The 16,756-nt window shown below is 65.8% G+C and carries 16 protein-coding genes; 8 read left to right on the forward strand and 8 right to left on the reverse strand.

Annotated elements, in window-relative coordinates:
* Positions 1-107: 107 nt before the first annotated feature.
* Genes ACQP1T_RS24610 through uraD form a run of 7 tightly spaced genes read right to left on the reverse strand, consistent with a single transcriptional unit; the run spans position 108 to position 6,816 of the window.
* Positions 108-2,444, reverse strand: a complete 2,337-nt coding sequence (locus ACQP1T_RS24610; protein WP_433755415.1) for a xanthine dehydrogenase family protein molybdopterin-binding subunit — start codon at positions 2,442-2,444, stop codon at positions 108-110.
* On the reverse strand, positions 2,441-3,784 hold the full coding sequence (locus ACQP1T_RS24615) for an 8-oxoguanine deaminase (RefSeq protein ID WP_433755416.1): 1,344 nt from the start codon (positions 3,782-3,784) through the stop codon (positions 2,441-2,443). The genes ACQP1T_RS24610 and ACQP1T_RS24615 overlap by 4 nt, the downstream gene beginning before the upstream one ends.
* A complete protein-coding gene (locus ACQP1T_RS24620) occupies positions 3,781-4,251 on the reverse strand; it encodes a (2Fe-2S)-binding protein (protein WP_433755417.1) in 471 nt (156 codons plus the stop codon). Before ACQP1T_RS24620 ends, ACQP1T_RS24615 begins: the two co-directional genes overlap by 4 nt.
* Positions 4,251-5,126 (reverse strand): FAD binding domain-containing protein, encoded by an 876-nt coding sequence (locus tag ACQP1T_RS24625; RefSeq protein ID WP_433755418.1) that lies wholly within the window; start codon positions 5,124-5,126, stop codon positions 4,251-4,253. Before ACQP1T_RS24625 ends, ACQP1T_RS24620 begins: the two co-directional genes overlap by 1 nt.
* Before the next feature lie 2 nt (positions 5,127-5,128).
* A complete protein-coding gene (gene pucL / locus ACQP1T_RS24630) occupies positions 5,129-6,004 on the reverse strand; it encodes a factor-independent urate hydroxylase (RefSeq protein ID WP_433755419.1) in 876 nt (291 codons plus the stop codon).
* A 3-nt stretch (positions 6,005-6,007) separates the two neighbouring features.
* A complete protein-coding gene (uraH, locus tag ACQP1T_RS24635; protein WP_433755420.1) occupies positions 6,008-6,307 on the reverse strand; it encodes a hydroxyisourate hydrolase in 300 nt (99 codons plus the stop codon).
* Complete coding sequence (gene uraD / locus ACQP1T_RS24640) at positions 6,304-6,816, reverse strand: 2-oxo-4-hydroxy-4-carboxy-5-ureidoimidazoline decarboxylase (protein ID WP_433755421.1); 513 nt, start codon at positions 6,814-6,816, stop codon at positions 6,304-6,306. The genes uraH and uraD overlap by 4 nt, the downstream gene beginning before the upstream one ends.
* A gap of 112 nt (positions 6,817-6,928) precedes the next feature.
* Between uraD and ACQP1T_RS24645 the strand changes: the two genes are divergently transcribed.
* The 8 genes from ACQP1T_RS24645 (at position 6,929) to ACQP1T_RS24680 (ending at position 15,515) form a co-directional block, all read left to right on the forward strand.
* Complete coding sequence (locus tag ACQP1T_RS24645; protein ID WP_433755422.1) at positions 6,929-8,479, forward strand: PucR family transcriptional regulator; 1,551 nt, start codon at positions 6,929-6,931, stop codon at positions 8,477-8,479.
* Positions 8,480-8,487: 8 nt separating this feature from the next.
* The gene (locus ACQP1T_RS24650) at positions 8,488-9,312 is read left to right on the forward strand and encodes an alpha/beta fold hydrolase (RefSeq protein ID WP_433755423.1); all 825 of its coding nucleotides are present in this window, start codon (positions 8,488-8,490) and stop codon (positions 9,310-9,312) included.
* 153 nt (positions 9,313-9,465) lie between these two features.
* On the forward strand, positions 9,466-10,074 hold the full coding sequence (locus ACQP1T_RS24655) for a hypothetical protein (RefSeq protein ID WP_062987314.1): 609 nt from the start codon (positions 9,466-9,468) through the stop codon (positions 10,072-10,074).
* A gap of 135 nt (positions 10,075-10,209) precedes the next feature.
* Complete coding sequence (locus ACQP1T_RS24660; RefSeq protein WP_433755424.1) at positions 10,210-10,908, forward strand: helix-turn-helix transcriptional regulator; 699 nt, start codon at positions 10,210-10,212, stop codon at positions 10,906-10,908.
* Positions 10,909-10,997: 89 nt separating this feature from the next.
* Positions 10,998-11,375: a VOC family protein gene (locus ACQP1T_RS24665; RefSeq protein ID WP_433755425.1), complete on the forward strand. Its 378-nt coding sequence runs from the start codon at positions 10,998-11,000 to the stop codon at positions 11,373-11,375.
* Positions 11,376-11,600: 225 nt separating this feature from the next.
* Complete coding sequence (locus tag ACQP1T_RS24670; RefSeq protein WP_433755426.1) at positions 11,601-13,235, forward strand: NTF2-like N-terminal transpeptidase domain-containing protein; 1,635 nt, start codon at positions 11,601-11,603, stop codon at positions 13,233-13,235.
* A gap of 70 nt (positions 13,236-13,305) precedes the next feature.
* A complete protein-coding gene (locus ACQP1T_RS24675; RefSeq protein ID WP_433755428.1) occupies positions 13,306-14,022 on the forward strand; it encodes a response regulator transcription factor in 717 nt (238 codons plus the stop codon).
* Complete coding sequence (locus ACQP1T_RS24680; protein ID WP_433755430.1) at positions 14,019-15,515, forward strand: sensor histidine kinase; 1,497 nt, start codon at positions 14,019-14,021, stop codon at positions 15,513-15,515. The genes ACQP1T_RS24675 and ACQP1T_RS24680 overlap by 4 nt, the downstream gene beginning before the upstream one ends.
* On the opposite strand, the gene cqsA is transcribed toward ACQP1T_RS24680, so the two are convergent.
* Complete coding sequence (gene cqsA, locus ACQP1T_RS24685; protein ID WP_433755431.1) at positions 15,516-16,742, reverse strand: alpha-hydroxyketone-type quorum-sensing autoinducer synthase; 1,227 nt, start codon at positions 16,740-16,742, stop codon at positions 15,516-15,518.
* Positions 16,743-16,756 lie beyond the last annotated feature (14 nt).

The raw sequence follows: 16,756 nt of genomic DNA on the forward strand, positions 1-16,756 counted from the left end.
GACCTACGGTCCGGCGGCTGTCCTTTCGGACTCGGGCCGGACCGCACGGTTCGGGTACTGCTGTTGTGGAGTCTGTCCGGTCCACTCGAACCGGCTGCCCCTGTTGATCAACTGCTCCGGATGATGTCTTCCGGTCGCACCGGCACTCGGTTGATGTGCACGTTTCCACCCCGTGATCGGCAGGCGTCACGGATCGCCGCGGCGATCGCGGGGGTAGAGGAGAGCGTGGGCGGCTCTCCGGCGCCGCGCAGCCCGTAGGGGGCGTGCGGATCGGCATTCTCGAGAATCTCCAGCCGCTGTGACGGCGTATCGAGAATCGTCGGGATCAGGTAGTCGGTGAAGGACGGGTTGCGCACCTTACCGTCTTTTACCTGGATTTCCTCCATGACCGCCAGGCCGAGCCCCTGTACGGAGCCGCCGTGGATCTGGCCCTCCAGGGACAGCCGGTTCATGATCTTGCCCACGTCCTGGACCGCGTCCAGGGAGACGACCTTGACCAGGCCGAGGTCTGTGTCCACATCCACCACCGCGCGGTGTACGCACAGCGCCAGCTGGGTGTGGCTATTGCCTTGTCCCGTAACGGGATCCATGCCGGTGGTCGGCCGGTGATGGTACTCGCGGGTCTCTTCGATAACCCCCTCATCCAGGACATCGACGATCGCCGCGAGCACCTCCCCCGTGCGCGAAACCACCTTGCCGCCGACCAGTCGCAGGCCCGACGAGGCACCGAACTTTGCCTGGGCCGAGGCGAGTACGCGCTGGCGCACTGCTTCACAGGCGGCCTTCACCGCGCCACCGGTCATATAGGTCTGCCGAGAGGCAGATGACGAACCGGAGTCGCCGACCTGGTTGTCGGCCGGATGAATGGTGACCCGTTCGATACCGAGCTCGGTGCGCGCGATCTGCGCCTCGACCGTCACCAGTCCCTGGCCGACCTCGGCGGCCGCCGTGTGCACCAGTGCAACCGGTTCTCCCGCTATAACTTCCAACCGCACCCGGGCGGTCGAGTAGTCGTCGAAGGCTTCGGAGAAGCAGATGTTCTTGATGCCGACGCCGTAGCCGACACCACGCACCACTCCCTCGCCGTGTGTGGTCTGCGATGCGCCGCCGGGCAGATTCCGGATGTCCGAGGCGTCCAGCTCCGGAGGCATCGGCATATCCCGCAGCTGCCCGAGCATTTCGGCCATCGGCGTCGGCGCGTGCAACACCTGACCGGTCGCCAGCTTGGACCCCTGGGACACCGCATTGATCTGGCGCACGTGCACCGGATCCAGATCCAACGCCTCGGCGACCTTGTCCATCATCGACTCGTGGGCGAAACAGGCCTGCACCGCGCCGAATCCGCGCATCGCACCGCACGGCGGATTATTGGTGTAGACACCGTAGGCGTCGATCTCGATATGCGGAATCTCGTACGGCCCCACCGCGAGCGAGGACGCATTACCGGTGACATTCAGCGTTGCCGAGGTGTACGCGCCGCCGTCGAGAACGATGAGAACCTTCGCGTAGGTGAGCTTTCCGACCTCATTGGCACCGTATTCGTAGAGCATCTTCGCCGGGTGCCGGTGCACGTGCCCGAAGAACGACTCCTCGCGGTTGTACATCATCTTGATCGGCTTGCCGGTGTGCATGGCCAGCATGCCCGCGTGGATCTGCATGGACAGGTCCTCGCGGCCACCGAAGGCACCGCCGACACCGGCCATGGTCATGCGGATCTGGTCGTCGGCCAGGCCGAGGCACGGGCCGATCTGGGACAGATCGTTGTGCATCCACTGGGTGGCGACGTAGAAATCGAGCCCGCCGTCCTCGGCCGGAATCACCAGGCCGGATTCGGGGCCGAGGAACGCCTGGTCCTGAATGCCTACCTCGTATTCCTCGGTGACCACCACGGTGGCCAGCGCACGGCCCACGGTGATATCGCCGACGCGCACCGGCTGGTGCCGGGCGATGCCGCCGCGTTCCTGCACCGCGAGCCGTTTCGGGGCCGAGAGCACCGCCATCGGGTCGGTAATGGGTTCCAGTACCTCCCAATCGATGTCGATGGCGTCGAGGGCGCGCCGAGCGATCTCGGGATGGTCGGCGGCGACCAGGGCGATGGGCTCACCGTGGTGGCGCACCTCGCCGATGGCCAGCACCGGCTGATCCCAGGTGTGGTCGAGCCCGTACATCTTGCGGCCGGGCACATCCTCATGGGTGAGCACCGCATGCACACCGGTCATGGCCAGTGCGGGCGCGACATCGATACCGCGGATGATCGCGCGCGGATGCGGGCTGCGCAGGGTCGCACCCCAGAGCATGCCGTCCATCCAGAGATCGGAGGCGTAGGCGAACTCGCCCTTGACCTTCAACGTGCCGTCGGGGCGCAGCGGGCTCTCCCCGACGCCGCCCTTACCCGGTGCGGCAACCTCTTCGGGGAAGCGGGTGGTCCGTGGGACGGTCATCATGCCTCCTGTCGCATCAGCCGTTTACGGGCCGCGACACCGGCGCGGCCGACGACATCCTGTGCCACGGTGCGCAATTCGTCGTTTTCCACGACGGTGCGCCCGCCGACGAGCAGCCGGGCCAGTGGCGGTGTCGGTCCGAAAACCAAGGAGCAGACCGGATCCTCGATCGCCGAGCGGAAGCCGTCGACCCGCCAAATGGCGAGGTCGGCGAGTTTGCCGGGTTCGATACTGCCGATCTCGTTGTGGCGGCCGAGATTACGGGCGCCACCGAGGGTGCCGATCTCGAGCGCCTGACGCGCCGTGAAGGCGGTCGGACCGTTGACTGCGCGCTGAAACAGCATGGCCTGACGCATTTCCCCGGCCATCGAGGTCAACTCGCTCGAGGCCGCGCCGTCCACGCCGAGGCCGACCGGCGCACCGGCGGCCACCAGATCGCTGACGCGGGCGATACCGGCACCGAGGCGGGCGTTGGAGCTCGGGCAATGCGCCGAGCCGCTACCGGTTTCGGCGAATCGGCGGATATCGGCGTCGTGCAGATGCACCGCGTGCGCGAACCAGACGTCCTCACCGAGCCAGCCGAGCTTTTCCATGTACTCGACCGGGGTACAGCCCATCTGCTCGATGCAGTGCTCTTCCTCGTCGAGCGTTTCGGCGAGATGGGTATGCAGCCGAACACCTTTGGCGCGCGCCAGCGTCGCGGAATCGATCATCAGCCCCTCGCTCACCGAGAACGGGGAGCAGGGCGCGACGGCGACCCGCAGCATCGAGTCGAACGAGGGATCGTGGTATTTGTCGATGACTTCGGCGGTGTGGGCGAGGATTTCGTCGCGACTTTCGACCACCTCGTCCGGCGGCAGGCCGCCGTCCTTCTGTCCGCGATCCATGGAACCGCGGCACGGGTGGAAGCGCAGGCCGATCTCACTCGCCGCCCGCACCTCGGCCTCGAACAGATCGCCGCGGCCCTTGGGGAAGATGTAGTGGTGGTCGCTGCTGGTGGTGCAGCCGGTCAGCGCGAGCCAGCCCAGACCGGCGGCGGCCGCGCCGTAGACGACATCGGCGTCCATGCGCGCCCAGGTGCGGTAGAGACCGGTGAGCCATTCGAACAGGGTGGAATCCTGGAACAGACCCTGGCTCGCCCACTGGTAGAGGTGGTGATGGGTGTTGACCAGGCCCGGGGTCACCAGACAGCCGGTGCCGTCGATCTTTTCGGCACCCGGCACGATCGGGGCCGGTCCCGCACCGAGGGCTTCGATGCGGCCTTCGGAGATGACGATATATCCGGACGCGATCTCGTCACCGACGACCGGCGCGATGTAGGCGTTCTCGATGAGAGTCTTCATCGGCCCGCCTTACGTGCCGCGGCCAGTCGCACCGCGTCGAGGATCTTCTCGTATCCCGTACAGCGGCAGAGGTTTCCGGCGAGCGCCTCGCGGATCTCCACATCGGAGGGATCGGGATTGCGTTCGATGAGATCGTGCGCCTGCACGATGAGACCCGGTGTGCAGAAACCACATTGGACCGCACCGGCCTCGACGAACGCCTGCTGCATCGGATCGAGTTTCGGACCGTTGGCCAAGCCCTCGACGGTGCGCACCGAGCGATCCTGCACCTGACCCGCGGCCACCAGGCAGGAACACACCGGTGTGCCGTCCAAATAGACTGTGCACGAACCGCATTCGCCTTGTTCGCAGGCGTTCTTGGAGCCGGGCAGGCCCATGCGCTCGCGCAGCATGTACAGCAGGCTCTCGCCCTCCCACACATCGTCGACGGTCTCTTGCGACCCGTTCACGTCGAAGGTCACACGCATCAGGCTGCCCTCCTTCTTTCTGCTAGGTAGTCCGTCCAGGCCCAGGACAGGGTGCGGCGGGCCAGCACCGTCAGGGCATGTTTGCGGTATTCGGCGGTGCCGCGGACGTCATCGATCGGCTTGGCGGCAGCCGACACCAGCTCACCGAATTCGCGGGCGACATCGAACGGCAACGGAGCCGGGTCATCCCAGTCCAGCGCATCGGCGAGGAATTGCTCGGCCGGTGTCGCGCGCAGTGGCGTCGGTCCGGCGGATCCGATGCCGGTGCCGACCGTGCGGGTTTCGGGATGCAGTGCGATCGAGAATGCGCAGACCGCGATGACCATGGCATTGCGGGTGCCGACCTTGGAGAAGTACTGCGGCCCGGTCGCGGGATCGATCAGGATGGCGCGGATCAGCTCGTCGGGCTCGAGGGCGTTCTTCTTCACCCACACGTAGAAGTCGTCGATCGGGATCAGGCGGGTGCCGCGCGCGGCCGACTCCACCTCGATCACCGCATTGCCCGCCAGCAGTGCGGGGTGGGCGTCTCCGGCCGGGGACGCACCACCGAGATTGCCGCCGACGGTGCCGCGATTGCGGATCTGCGGCGAGCCGACCGTGCGCGAGGCCTGGGCCAGACCGGGCAGCTGGTGGGTGAGCCGGTTGATGATGCGCACGTACGGGACACCCGCGCCGATCCGGATCCGGCCGTCGGGCTCGGTCGAGTATTCGAACAGGTCGCGACAGCGGTTCAGGTCGAGCAATGCCACCGGACGGCCGTGGTCGAAGTTCATCTCGACCATGACATCGGTGCCGCCCTGGATGGGCTTGGCCTCCGGATTCGCGGCCTTGAGCTCGAGCGCCTCGGCCCAGGTATCGGGTCGTAGGAAATCCATCGTCACTCCCAGGCCGGTCCGGGCGCGGGGGCGTCCTCGGTGAGTACGGTGCCCTCGATCAGGCCGTAGGGGCGGTCGGCGGCGAAGAACACTTCGTTGTCGTTCGCCAGTCCGAAGCCGGACAGGTCCACCACGAAGTGGTGCTTATTGGGCAGCGACAGCCGGACCTCGCAAACCTCCGGGACCGCGCTGATCACCCGGTCGCCCATGGCATAGAGCGTCTGCTGCAGCGAGTAGCTGTAGGTATCGGCGAATGCCTCGAGCAGCGCACCGCGGACCTCGCGGTATGCCTTGTCCCAGTCCCCCGGTTCGCTCGCGAAACGCCACTCCGCATTGACCTCGGTGGCCAGGACCCGGTCGTAGGCCTCCTGCAGCGTCGTGTACTTGTCCTTGATGTAGCCGTGGAATTCCGAGCCGGTGGAGTTCAGCACCACCAGACCCGTCAAACCCGATACCACCCAGGCATTTTCGCCGTCGTAGTGCACCCGCGAGGTGCGCGTCTCCTGGCCGGAGCGCACGAACGAATACTGCTTGTCACCGGGGCCGACCACGATGCGCTCCCAGGCGTACTCCTCCAAGGAGACCCGCGCGTGGTGGATGGGCGGCTGGGAATCGACGAAATGCCGTGCCAACAAAAGACCGAACGCTTCCGGCGAGGTGATGCCATGTTCCTTGGCGAAGGCGAATACCGTGTTCTTCTGAGTGTCGGTCGGCAGGACCGTCGCGTTGTCACCGGTCAGGTGGACCTCGTCCATATCGCCGGACAACGCCACACCGACGTTCAGATCCCGGATCTCGTGGACGCCACCGGTTTTCGTCACCCGGACGACCCGGTTCTCCGCTTTGCCGTATCTATTCGGCCCGAGCTTGATCGACATGGTTCAGCTACCTCGGTAGGTCGAGTAGGAATAGGGACTGAGCAACAGCGGCACGTGGTAGTGCTCGGCTGGGTCGGTGACGCGGAAGTCGATGGTCACCGACGGGTAGAACGGACTGAGGTCACCGGTTTCGAAAATCAAACGGTGGACACCGATTTCGGGGGCGGGCAGATCTTTGATGCGCCCGTCGTCGTCGGTGCGGCGCTCGGCGAGCACGGTGCCGTCGGCCTTCTCCAACCGCACCGGCAGCCCCGCCGCCGGGCGACCGGATGCCGCATCGAGCACATGCGTGGACAGACTCACCTGTCCTCCAACAGCTTTCGGATACGCAGCCGGGTGATGTCGGCGAGTTCGCGTTGCGTCGCGATCCGTTCACCCTCGGCGGTATTCGCCAGGCGCCTGCGCAGTTCGGCGCGGATCTGCTCGGCGGAGCGGCCCGCGGCGCGGATCAGGAAGACGTGTCCGAACCGCTGCTCATAGGCCAGGTTGCCGGCCGCGATGTCATCGAGTGTCTGCTGGTCGGCGTTCGCCGTTCCGGACTGCTCACCGGCGGACCACTCGGCCTCACGCTCGTGTGTGCCCGCCTTCGCGCGGTCGCCGATGCGCGGATGCGCCGACAGCGCCTCCTCGATATCGGGCCAACTCAGTTCACGTACCCCGGCGACCGCGGCGGCCATCAGACTCGTGCTGTCCACGTAGGGCCGGTGCGCCGCCACCTTCTGCGCCCAGACATGTGAGGCGCAGCAGGTCAGCAGTTCCGCCTCGGCCTGGTCCGGAGGCAGCGAGTTGAGCCATCCGATCTCACCGGACATCCGATCTCCCATCGAGCTTGTTCTGTGCTGGGAGTAAGTACACCCGCCGGTCATCTGCGCTGCTAGGACCCAGAAATCCGAAGTGTGCGACAGTTCACACGGGCTCATTTGTGTGAATATCCAAAGCGGCGCCGGATGGGCGCGACCTGGACTGTTAGCCTCGGCAACTGTGCGACTTAGATCACTTCTGACCATGAATCTCGGTCTCGAGCTCGTCACCGGCGAGGAAGAGCTCGACCGGTTCGTGCGCTGGGTAGTGACGACCGACATGCTCGACCCGAGTCGCTACCTCTCCGGCGGTGAACTGGTGCTGACCGGGCTGCAATGGCGGCTTTCGCCGGAGGACAGCGAGACCTTCGTGCGCGCCCTGGCCCAAGCCGGAGTCGCCGGACTCGCCGCTGGTGACGCCCGATACGGCGGCGCACCGCCCGACGTTGTCGAGGCCTGTCAGCGGCATCGGATACCACTGTTCCGTGTCCGCGAGGACGTAGCGTTCGCCCACGTCACCGAGACATTGACCCGCAATCTGTCCACCGGGCGCGCCGCCGACCTGACCGCCATCCTCGACCGCCACCGGCAACTCGTCTCCGGTACCGGGCTGGGCTCGGTGCTGGAGCTGATCGAACGCGATCTGGGAATGCGCTGCTGGGTCGTAGCGTCCACCGGACGGGTGGTAGCCGGACCAGCTTCGCCACCGCCGGTCGAGGTCACGGCCGCTTTCCTGAACGCTCGCCGCCTCCCCCACGTGCTGGTCCGGGACAAGGCGCGCTATTCGCTGTTCGCCGTCGACGAGCACAGCACCTCACGCGCTGCCGACTGGTTCCTGGTCTTCGAAGGCGACTTCAAGGACTGGCCGGAAGAACGCCGCGCGCTGACCGGCGAACTCGCCGCCGTGGTATCACTCGAACGCGCTCGGCTCGACGATCGCCAGAGCGCCGAGGGCCGCCTCGCCCAGGAACTCATCGAACTGATCGTCTCCGATGCTAAACCGGCCGAAATTATTTCCCGCCTGGAACTGACCGGTCTCGGCCCCGCCGAAACCTATATCGCGGTGGCAGCCGGCGCAGATGCGTTGCGCCCCGGTGAATTACGCGTCCTGCTCCGCGAAATTCTCTATGGCAAAAGGCCTGCCGCAGGAGTGGTCGACGGAGAAGTCATCGCACTCATCCCCGCCGACAGTTCGATACTCAGCGAAATCCACCGTGCCGTAATCGCTTTGGAGCCGGGACTACAAGACGCTCACCTATCGATCGGTGTCAGCGGCATCGTCGACGGCGAAGGCCTGCGCGGCGCCGTCGAAGAGGCCCGCTACGCCCGCCGCCTGGCCGCCGACCGCCCCACCCCGACCAGCGTCGTCGGCCACGACGAACTGGCCACCCATATGCTCCTGCTGGCCAGCGTCCCCGACGAAGTCCGCCGCATGTTCCGCCTGCGCCTGCTCGACCCGCTGAGCAGCTACGACCAGGAAAACCGCGCTGACCTGGTGCACACCTTGGAAACCTTCCTCCAGGTCTCCGGCTCGTGGACCAAATGCGCTGAGTTACTTCATGTTCACGTGAATACTTTGCGCTACCGTATCCAACGCATCGAGGAACTGACCGGCCGCGACCTGTCCCGCCTCGAAGATCGCGTCGATTTCTTCCTCGCGCTTGCCCTCCGTTGAAGGAACCCATGGACAGCACGGATCTATACATCCCGACTCGGCTCGGCACCCTGCACGTCGTCACAACCGGGCACGGCGACCCCCTCGTTTTGTGGCCCAGTCTGCTCATGGACGCCGGTCTCTGGGACGCTCAGGTCGCCCACTTCGCCGAGAATTACCTGACCATTGCGGTGGACCCGCCCGGCCACGGGAAATCCAGCCCGCTCACCCGCGGCTTCACCTTCGACGAGTGCGCGGGCTGTGTGGTCGACATCCTCGACCACCTCGAACTCGAGCGGACCCACTTCATCGGAAACTCGTGGGGCGCGATGATCGGCGGCACCCTGGCCGCCGAATTTCCGGACCGCGTCCGATCCGCCGTCTTGATGAACGGTACGGCCTCACCGGCTCCGACCCGTCAGAAACTGGAGTACGCCGCGCTGCTGGTCATCGTCCGAATCCTGCGCGGCATCCGCCCGCCGCTCACTCGCTCGGTAGTGAGTGCCTTCCTCGGACCGACCACCGAAAGCACGCGCCCGGATGTCCTGCGCCGGGTCCTGGAAACCTCGCGCCGCAACGATCCGAAATCGGTCGCTCATGCCGTCCGTTCGGTAGTGAGCGAACGCCCGGATCAACGCGACCGCTTCGCCACGATCACCTGCCCCACACTGGTCGTCGGCGGCCGCGAGGATCGCACCTTCCCGGTACCCGAACTCGAGACCATGGCTCGGTCCATTCCCGGCGCTGAGCTGGTGATTATCGAGGATGCCGCGCACCTCGCCGCCGCCGAGGTTCCCGACACCGTCAATCAACTGGTCCAAACCTTCCTGACGAACCGCGCCGAAGCACGCTGACTCCTTCCGGTCTTGCGCACGGCTGCGCCGTAGCGAACTATTAGCTGTGCGGTGGCCGCGTTCGCGGGCCGGGCGGTGCGAACCCCTCGGTGGACCACGACGCGTCAGCCTCGCTACACAGCGGAGTGGTCCCTCCGCGACTAGGAGGACTCGATGTTCATCCAAGTTATTCAGGGAAAGGTTGCCGACGCCGATCGGCTGCGTCGGTGTATGGATCGGTGGATCGAGGAATTGCAGCCGGGAGCGGTCGGCTATCTCGGGACGACCAGCGGGTTGTGCAATGACGGGACGTTCATCGCATTGGCGAGGTTCGAATCCGAAGAAGCGGCGCGGCGCAATAGCCAGCGTCCGGAGCAGGGCCGGTGGTGGGCCGAGACCGAGCAGTGTTTCGACGGACCGGTGCAGTTCATGGATTGCCCCGAGGTGACACAGTGGCTGGGCGGTGGCTCGGATCAGGCCGGGTTCGTCCAGGTCATGGAGGGCCATACCCGAAATCCTCGGCGCATGCGCGAACTGCTCGCCGAAGGCACCGAGCGCATCCACGAATTGCGCCCCGAAATCCTCGGCGGCACATTGGCGACCTATGGCAGCGACGGGTATGTCGAGGCCGTGTACTTCACCTCCGAAGCCGAGGCCCGCGCCCACGAAAAGCTGGAGATTCCAGACGATCTGCGCGCCCTGTTCGAGGAGGAAAACGAACTCATGGGCGAAGTCGAATACTTCGACCTACACGAACCGATGCTGGTCTCGCCCAAGCGCTGAACCGAGCGGTCGCATATCCAGTGACACCCGGGCACGGCGCTCACTGGTTATGCGACACCCACAACCGATACCCGCATCCCGCCAAGACAATTCGGGCGGCCGTTTCATGTCGGTGGTCGGCGCTAGCGTGGCGGCGTGAACCGTACGGATCGGCTGTATGCGATCGTCGAGGAGTTGCGCGCGGTGGCGCCGCGGATGCGGACCGCGCGTGAGTTGGCGCGGCGTTATGAGGTGAGCGTTCGAACGATCGAGCGCGATATCGCCGCTCTGCAGCAGGCGAGTATTCCGATCTACGCGGATGTCGGCAGGCGCGGTGGGTACGCCTTGGAGAAGAGCATGTCGCTGCCGCCGCTCAACTTCACCGCGGCCGAGGCGGTCGCACTCGCCGTCGCCTTGGCGCGCAACGAGGCGACACCCTTCGACCAGGCCGGGCGCAGTGCCTTGCGCAAGATTCTCGGCGTGATGTCGGAGCGCAATGCGGCTGCCGCCCGCGACCTCGCCGCGCGCGTCCAATTACTGGAGCCGGTTGATGCGCAACCCGTCCCAGCGATTCCGTCGGTCATCGGGCAGGCGATCGAGGCGGGACGGGTGCTGCGCCTCAGCTATTCGGACCGCTTCGGCGCGGTCAGCGATCGGGAGGTGGAGCCGACGGCATTCCTCAATGGCTCGCACGGCTGGTATCTCATCGCGTGGTGCCGGTTGCGTGCGGAGTCGCGCTGCTTTCGGCTGGACCGCATCCGCGCGGTGACCATGACCGATGCCCCGATGTCGCCGCGCCCGCTCGACCCGACGGATATTCCGAAGGATTGTGAACTCCGCACCGTCGCGCTGTGAGACGAAGAAACACCGACAGGGGGTTGTCGCCGCGCCGGGTGATCGTGATCGGGCAAGACACTGATACCCGATCCCGAGGAGACGACACGGTGAGCACTCCCCCTTTCAACACGGTTGCCTGGTTCCAGGTCGGCAGCGATAAACCGCAGGAGGTCGAGAAGTTCTACGGCGAACTGTTCGGCTGGAGCTTCGGCGCGGATCCGAATGCCGACGGCTACGACTTGATCAGCTACCCCGCGAGCGAAGCACCCAGCGGCGGCATCTCGCACACCCCCGACGCCTCGGCCAACCACGCGACCTTCTTCGTACTGGTACCGGACGTGGCGGCCACAGTCGCCGCCGCCGAAAAGTTGGGCGGAAAGGTGTCGGTCCCACCGGTCACCGGCAAGGACGGCCTCGTCTTCGCGCACATCCGCGACACCTCCGGTAACGACTTCGGCGTCTTCAGCCCACCGCCGCAGTCGTGATCCGACGGGGACCTCGACCATCGGCCGAGGTCCCCTGGTCGGCTCGAACTTTGTTGCGGGGAGCCAACATAAGGACATATCTCGAGTCCATCGCAATTCGGCGGCTATCCGATTTATCGAATGGATAGCTGCCGAATTCGCGGGATAGCCTCGAAGACCATTGCGCTGCGCTATCGGATGCTGACGACCATCAATCGCGGTTGAACTCGAGAATCGAGGATCCCGATGAGCATTCCCCCGGGTCATGGCGTCGGGCCGCACCTGAGTCGCACACGTTGGTCGGCTGTGCTCGGCGCACTGATTCTCGCGGTGGCGCTGAGCGGCTGCGCCTGTTCGTTCGAGGAGTATCCGGATGGCGCGCGGGCCGCGGTCGAAGAATTCACCGAACTGCTGAACAAGCGGGACGCGGATAAAGCCGCGAAATTGACCACCCAACCGGCCAATGCCGCCGCATCGCTGCACCAGATATTCGAAGGGCTCGGCCCCGGTGCTCCGGACTTCCGGCTATCGCAATTCATCGCATTGGATACCGCGGAGGGAATCTTCGCACTGCAGGGTGCGTGGAGATTCGGACCCGATCGCAACTGGACATACGACGCGCAGGGCACGGTGCGAAAGTTGGCGACCGGATGGCGCATCTCCTGGGAGCCGACCATCGCCATGCCGCAACTGGACAACACCCGCAAGGTCAACCTGGTTAAGGCCTACCCGACGCCGCCACCCGTGGTGAAGGACGCTCTCGGCCAAACAATGATGACCGAGCAGATCATCGCTGTGGTCCGGCTCGAGCCCGCCCGCATCACCGATCCGGTCGCCAGCACCGATGCGCTGGCCAAAGCCATCGAACCGATCGCCCCGCTGATCACCGGGGAGGCCTTGCGCGCGCAACTCGCCGCCGCCAAAGGTCAACCGGTCGTCGCGGTGAATCTGCGGCAGGACGACTTCTTGGTTCTCGAACCGGACATCACGCCGATTCCCGGGGTGGTGGTGCAGCCGAAGCCGCGGCTGATCTCCGCCGACCGCCGAATCCAATCCCCCATGCTCGACGCGCTGCGCACGGTGTGGCAGGACAACCGGGACAGGACGGCGGGCTGGGCGGTGCAGCTATCCGGACCCGACGGACTTCCGGTCGCCAATATCGCCGGACAGCAGGGCACACCGGCGCCGGATGTGGCCTCCACTCTGGATCCGTACTGGCAACGCGCCGCCCAGGACGCGGTCAATTATCTCGGGAATCCGGCGGCAGTCGTCGCGATCCGACCCGCGACCGGAGCCGTTGTCGCCGCCGCCGAGAACAATGCGGCCAGCACGAACGACCCGGTGGCCTTCGCCGGGCTCGCCCCGATCGGCGGCATTACCGAACTACTGCGCACGGCCGCGGCCACCATCGCGCACAAACCGGCGCAGAACGTATCGCTCGACGAGATCAGCCAGGCCGCCCGCACGCTCGGACTCGGCCTCGATTTCGAGCTGACCGGTCTGGGCAAGGTGAGTTCGCGAATACCGGCCCCTGGCACCGAAGAGGTCCGACGCGGCGGCCGGACGAGCGAAATCCAGGCCAGCCCGTACGGCATGGCCATCCTCACCGCCGCCATCGCCAATGGCCGTATCACCCCGCCCATGATCGAAATCGGCCGTCCGGCAAGGACTTCAACCGAATCGAGTCCGCTGCCCGCCGCGCTGGTCGACCAACTGCGCGGGCTGATCGGCGGCGGCGGATATTTCAGCACCGCTGGCGGGCAGGGCTGGCTGCTCGCGAATACCGGCGAGTTGGCCTTCGCGCTCCATGTCGAGGATCCGGACAGCAGCACCACCCTTCGGAACGCGGCCGAACGCATTTTCCATCCGGATCTCGGATAGGTCCACGGCTCACAGCCAACCCCCAGCTTGTCCTGAGCTCTGGCCTTGCTCCGCCGGTCACGCTTATGGCATGAGCAGAGCAGAGCCGGAAGCACGCATTCTCGTCATCGACGATGAGCCGATGATCGTCGAGCTCCTTGCGGTGAGTCTGCGATTCCAGGGGTTCGAGGTGGTCACCGCGACCAGCGGGACGGACGGGCTGGACAAGATGCGCCGGTTCCGGCCGGACGCGCTGATTGTGGACGTGATGATGCCGGGCATGGACGGGTTCGGGCTGTTGCGGCGGCTGCGCGCGGACGGGGTCGAGGCACCGGTGCTGTTCCTGTCCGCGCGCGACGAGGTCGACGACAAACTCACCGGACTGACCCTCGGCGCCGACGACTACGTCACCAAACCGTTCAGCCTCGAGGAGGTGATCGCGCGGCTGCGGGCCATTCTGCGCCGGTCCGGCAAGGACGCCGTCGCCGACCTGTCATCGCGCATCACGGTGGGCGATATCGAACTCGACGAGGACAGTCACGAAGTCTGGAAAGCCGGTGTGCCGGTGGCATTGTCGCCCACCGAGTTCACGCTGCTGCGGTATTTCCTGGTCAATTCGGGCAAGGTGCTCAGCAAGGCGAAGATCCTGGATCACGTGTGGCGCTATGACTTCGGCGGCGATGCGGGCGTGGTCGAGTCGTATGTGTCGTATCTGCGGCGCAAGGTCGATACCACCGAACCCAAGCTCATCCACACGCTGCGCAGCGTCGGCTATGTGCTGCGCGCACCGCAGCCGAGTCGGATATGAGACTGCGCGAATCACTCGCCCGGCGAGTCTCGGCCATCCCGCTGCGGGTGGGACTTGTTGTCGCCCTGGTCCTTCTGGCGGCCATGGTGCTGGTCTCCACCGGTTTCGCGGTGACCTCCGCGTTGAGTCGATCACTGACCGCGCGCACCGACGAGCAGCTCTACGATGCCGCTCGTTCGTGGGCCGAACCACGCGAGATGAAGCAGGTTGTCACGAATGACGGTGCGACGGTGTGGGTTCCGGTCGGCCTGCCGCAGGCGCCGCCACCGCGACTGTTCACCGATCAACCCCGCCGCTTCTACGAACTGCACAAGGGCCCCGAGGGACAGATCTATCCGGGCACCTCGGTCACGGTCGCCAGCATCGGCACCACGCCCGATATCGACGGGCAAACGGCATCGGCCCCAACGACCGTCGGCTCGACCGACGGATCCGACGTGCAATGGCGCGCGCTGACCACCAGCAATCAATACGGCTCGACGACCATCGCGCTGCCGCTCACCGATAACCAGGAGACGGTATCGCGGTTGATCTACTTCGAACTCGGCACTGGAGCGGCCGCGCTGATCGCGCTCGGTGTGGTCGGGTATTTCGTGGTGCGACGCAGTCTGCGGCCACTGCGCAATGTCGAGAAGACCGCGGCGGCGATCGCGGGCGGCGATCTGCACCGGCGCGTTCCGGTGCGCGGTGTCGATACCGAGGTCGACCGGTTGGCGCGATCGTTGAATGCGATGCTCGCGCAGATCCAGCACGGCGTCGCCGCGACCGAGGCCTCCGAGGAGGACGCCCGACGCTCCGAACGCCGGATGCGCCAGTTCATCGCCGACGCCAGCCACGAATTGCGTACCCCGCTCACCACGATTCGCGGTTTCGCCGAGCTCTACCGCCAAGGCGCGAGCACGGATGCGCCCATGGTGGTCGGCCGCATCGAGGCCGAGGCCGAGCGGATGGGCCTGCTGGTCGAGGACCTGCTCATGCTCGCGCGGCTCGATGCCAAACGCCCACTCGACCGCAGGCAAGTGGATCTGCTGACAGTCGCGGGCGATGCGGTGCACAATGCGCAGGCCATGGCGGCACGCCAGCAACCGCAACGCCCGATCACGCTGGAGGTCCGTTCCGGCGCCGGCACCATGGATGTGACCGGCGACGAGGCGCGATTGCGTCAGGTGCTGGCGAATCTGCTCGGCAATGCGCTGGCCCATACGCCGACCACCGCCGCGATCACCGTGCGGCTCACCCCGTCCGCCGATGACGTGCGCATCGACGTCATCGACACCGGCCCTGGTCTCACGCCGGAGGCCGCCGCCCGAGTCTTCGAACGGTTCTATCGCACCGACGATTCGCGCACCCGGGCCAGCGGCGGAACAGGTTTGGGGCTATCGATCGTGCAGGCCCTGGTGGCGGCGCATGGTGGTCGGGTGAGCGTGCACAGCGAGCCGGGCAACGGCGCGACCTTCACGGTGATCCTGCCGCGTGCGACGGCGGCCTGCTAGTCACCGAGTCGGCACGAGTTGTGCCGGAGTCGGCCTCGGCATTTCGTGACGCAGCGGTGCCATCGCACCGAAGTTGTTGCGAACCTCGGTGCAGACCTGGATGAGTCGATCCACCTGCATATCGGTGAGCCCGGCATGCAGCGAGAAGCGGATACGCGCGCGTTCGGGCGCGGTGGCTGGCCAGCACAGGACGGAACCGAAAACGCCACGGGCCTCCAGGAAGTCGCGGATCGCGATGGTGCGCTCATCCGAACCGGTCTGCAGCGAGACGATATGGCTGGCCGAACCCTCCAGATCGAATTCCAATGCCATCAACGCACGCCGCACGACCGCGGCGATCTCGCGCAGCCGAACCCGCCGCCAATCGTCGGTGCGAATCACGTCGAGCGTCGCGGCCAGGCCGGCGATATCGTGCGGCAGCAGCGTCGCGGAGAAGACCGCGGGGTCGGATTCCATCTTGAAGTAGTCGACGAAATCGATATTGTTCGCGGCGACGAATCCGGCGCGTCCCGCGAAAGCCGTTGCGAGGCTCGCGATCCGGAACGGCACCCGATCGGTGAGGCCGAGCGCGACCACCATCCCCGCGCCGTGCGGCCCGTCGGTGCCGAGCGAATGCGATTCGTCGACCACCAGCACGCTGCCGGTTTCGTCGGCGACGTCGCAGATCTGAGTCAGCGGACAGCGACTCCCATTGCTGCTGTAGATCGAATCCACCGCGATGATGCCCGGTCCGTGTTTGCGGATCTCGTCGCGCAGATGGCCCGGAAAATTGTGCCGGAACGAATATACCGGCGCACCAGCAGTTTTCGCGCCGTGCCAGAGCGACATATGCGCAATGTGATCGACATAGACCGGCGTTTGCGCATCGGCGACCGACTGCATCAATCCGGCATTCGCATCCCAGCCCGACTGACACAGAATTCCGCCCGCCGCCCGCATATGTTCGGCAAGCGTCTTTTCCAGCGCGATCTGCGGATGGTCGACGCCGTGTAGGAAGACACCCGATGGCGGCGCTCCCCCACTCGCGTACTGCAATGCCGCGCACATCGCGCCGACGATATGCGGCTCGCGGGCGAGCGCGAGATAGTCGTTGCTGGACAGCACGACATCACCCGGCCTCGGTTTACGGCCGTGCAGAATATGCCGTCCGCCCCATGCGATCGCGACCCGTTCCCGATGGAATCGGTTGACGCGAAGGAATATGCGGTCGGCGACCGACATTGTCATCTGAACTCCCTTCA

The sequence above is a fragment of the Nocardia sp. CA-135398 genome (assembly GCF_050955845.1).
Classification (GTDB): Bacteria; Actinomycetota; Actinomycetes; order Mycobacteriales; family Mycobacteriaceae; genus Nocardia.

Coding starts and splice junctions, on each gene's coding strand:
- ACQP1T_RS24610 (WP_433755415.1), bottom strand. CDS start 2,444: ATGATGACCGTCCCACGGACCACCCGCTTCCCCGAAGAGGTTGCCGCA.
- ACQP1T_RS24615 (WP_433755416.1), bottom strand. CDS start 3,784: ATGAAGACTCTCATCGAGAACGCCTACATCGCGCCGGTCGTCGGTGAC.
- ACQP1T_RS24620 (WP_433755417.1), bottom strand. CDS start 4,251: ATGCGTGTGACCTTCGACGTGAACGGGTCGCAAGAGACCGTCGACGAT.
- ACQP1T_RS24625 (WP_433755418.1), bottom strand. CDS start 5,126: ATGGATTTCCTACGACCCGATACCTGGGCCGAGGCGCTCGAGCTCAAG.
- pucL (WP_433755419.1), bottom strand. CDS start 6,004: ATGTCGATCAAGCTCGGGCCGAATAGATACGGCAAAGCGGAGAACCGG.
- uraD (WP_433755421.1), bottom strand. CDS start 6,816: ATGTCCGGTGAGATCGGATGGCTCAACTCGCTGCCTCCGGACCAGGCC.
- ACQP1T_RS24650 (WP_433755423.1), top strand. CDS start 8,488: ATGGACAGCACGGATCTATACATCCCGACTCGGCTCGGCACCCTGCAC.
- ACQP1T_RS24655 (WP_062987314.1), top strand. CDS start 9,466: ATGTTCATCCAAGTTATTCAGGGAAAGGTTGCCGACGCCGATCGGCTG.
- ACQP1T_RS24670 (WP_433755426.1), top strand. CDS start 11,601: ATGAGCATTCCCCCGGGTCATGGCGTCGGGCCGCACCTGAGTCGCACA.
- ACQP1T_RS24675 (WP_433755428.1), top strand. CDS start 13,306: ATGAGCAGAGCAGAGCCGGAAGCACGCATTCTCGTCATCGACGATGAG.
- ACQP1T_RS24680 (WP_433755430.1), top strand. CDS start 14,019: ATGAGACTGCGCGAATCACTCGCCCGGCGAGTCTCGGCCATCCCGCTG.
- cqsA (WP_433755431.1), bottom strand. CDS start 16,742: ATGACAATGTCGGTCGCCGACCGCATATTCCTTCGCGTCAACCGATTC.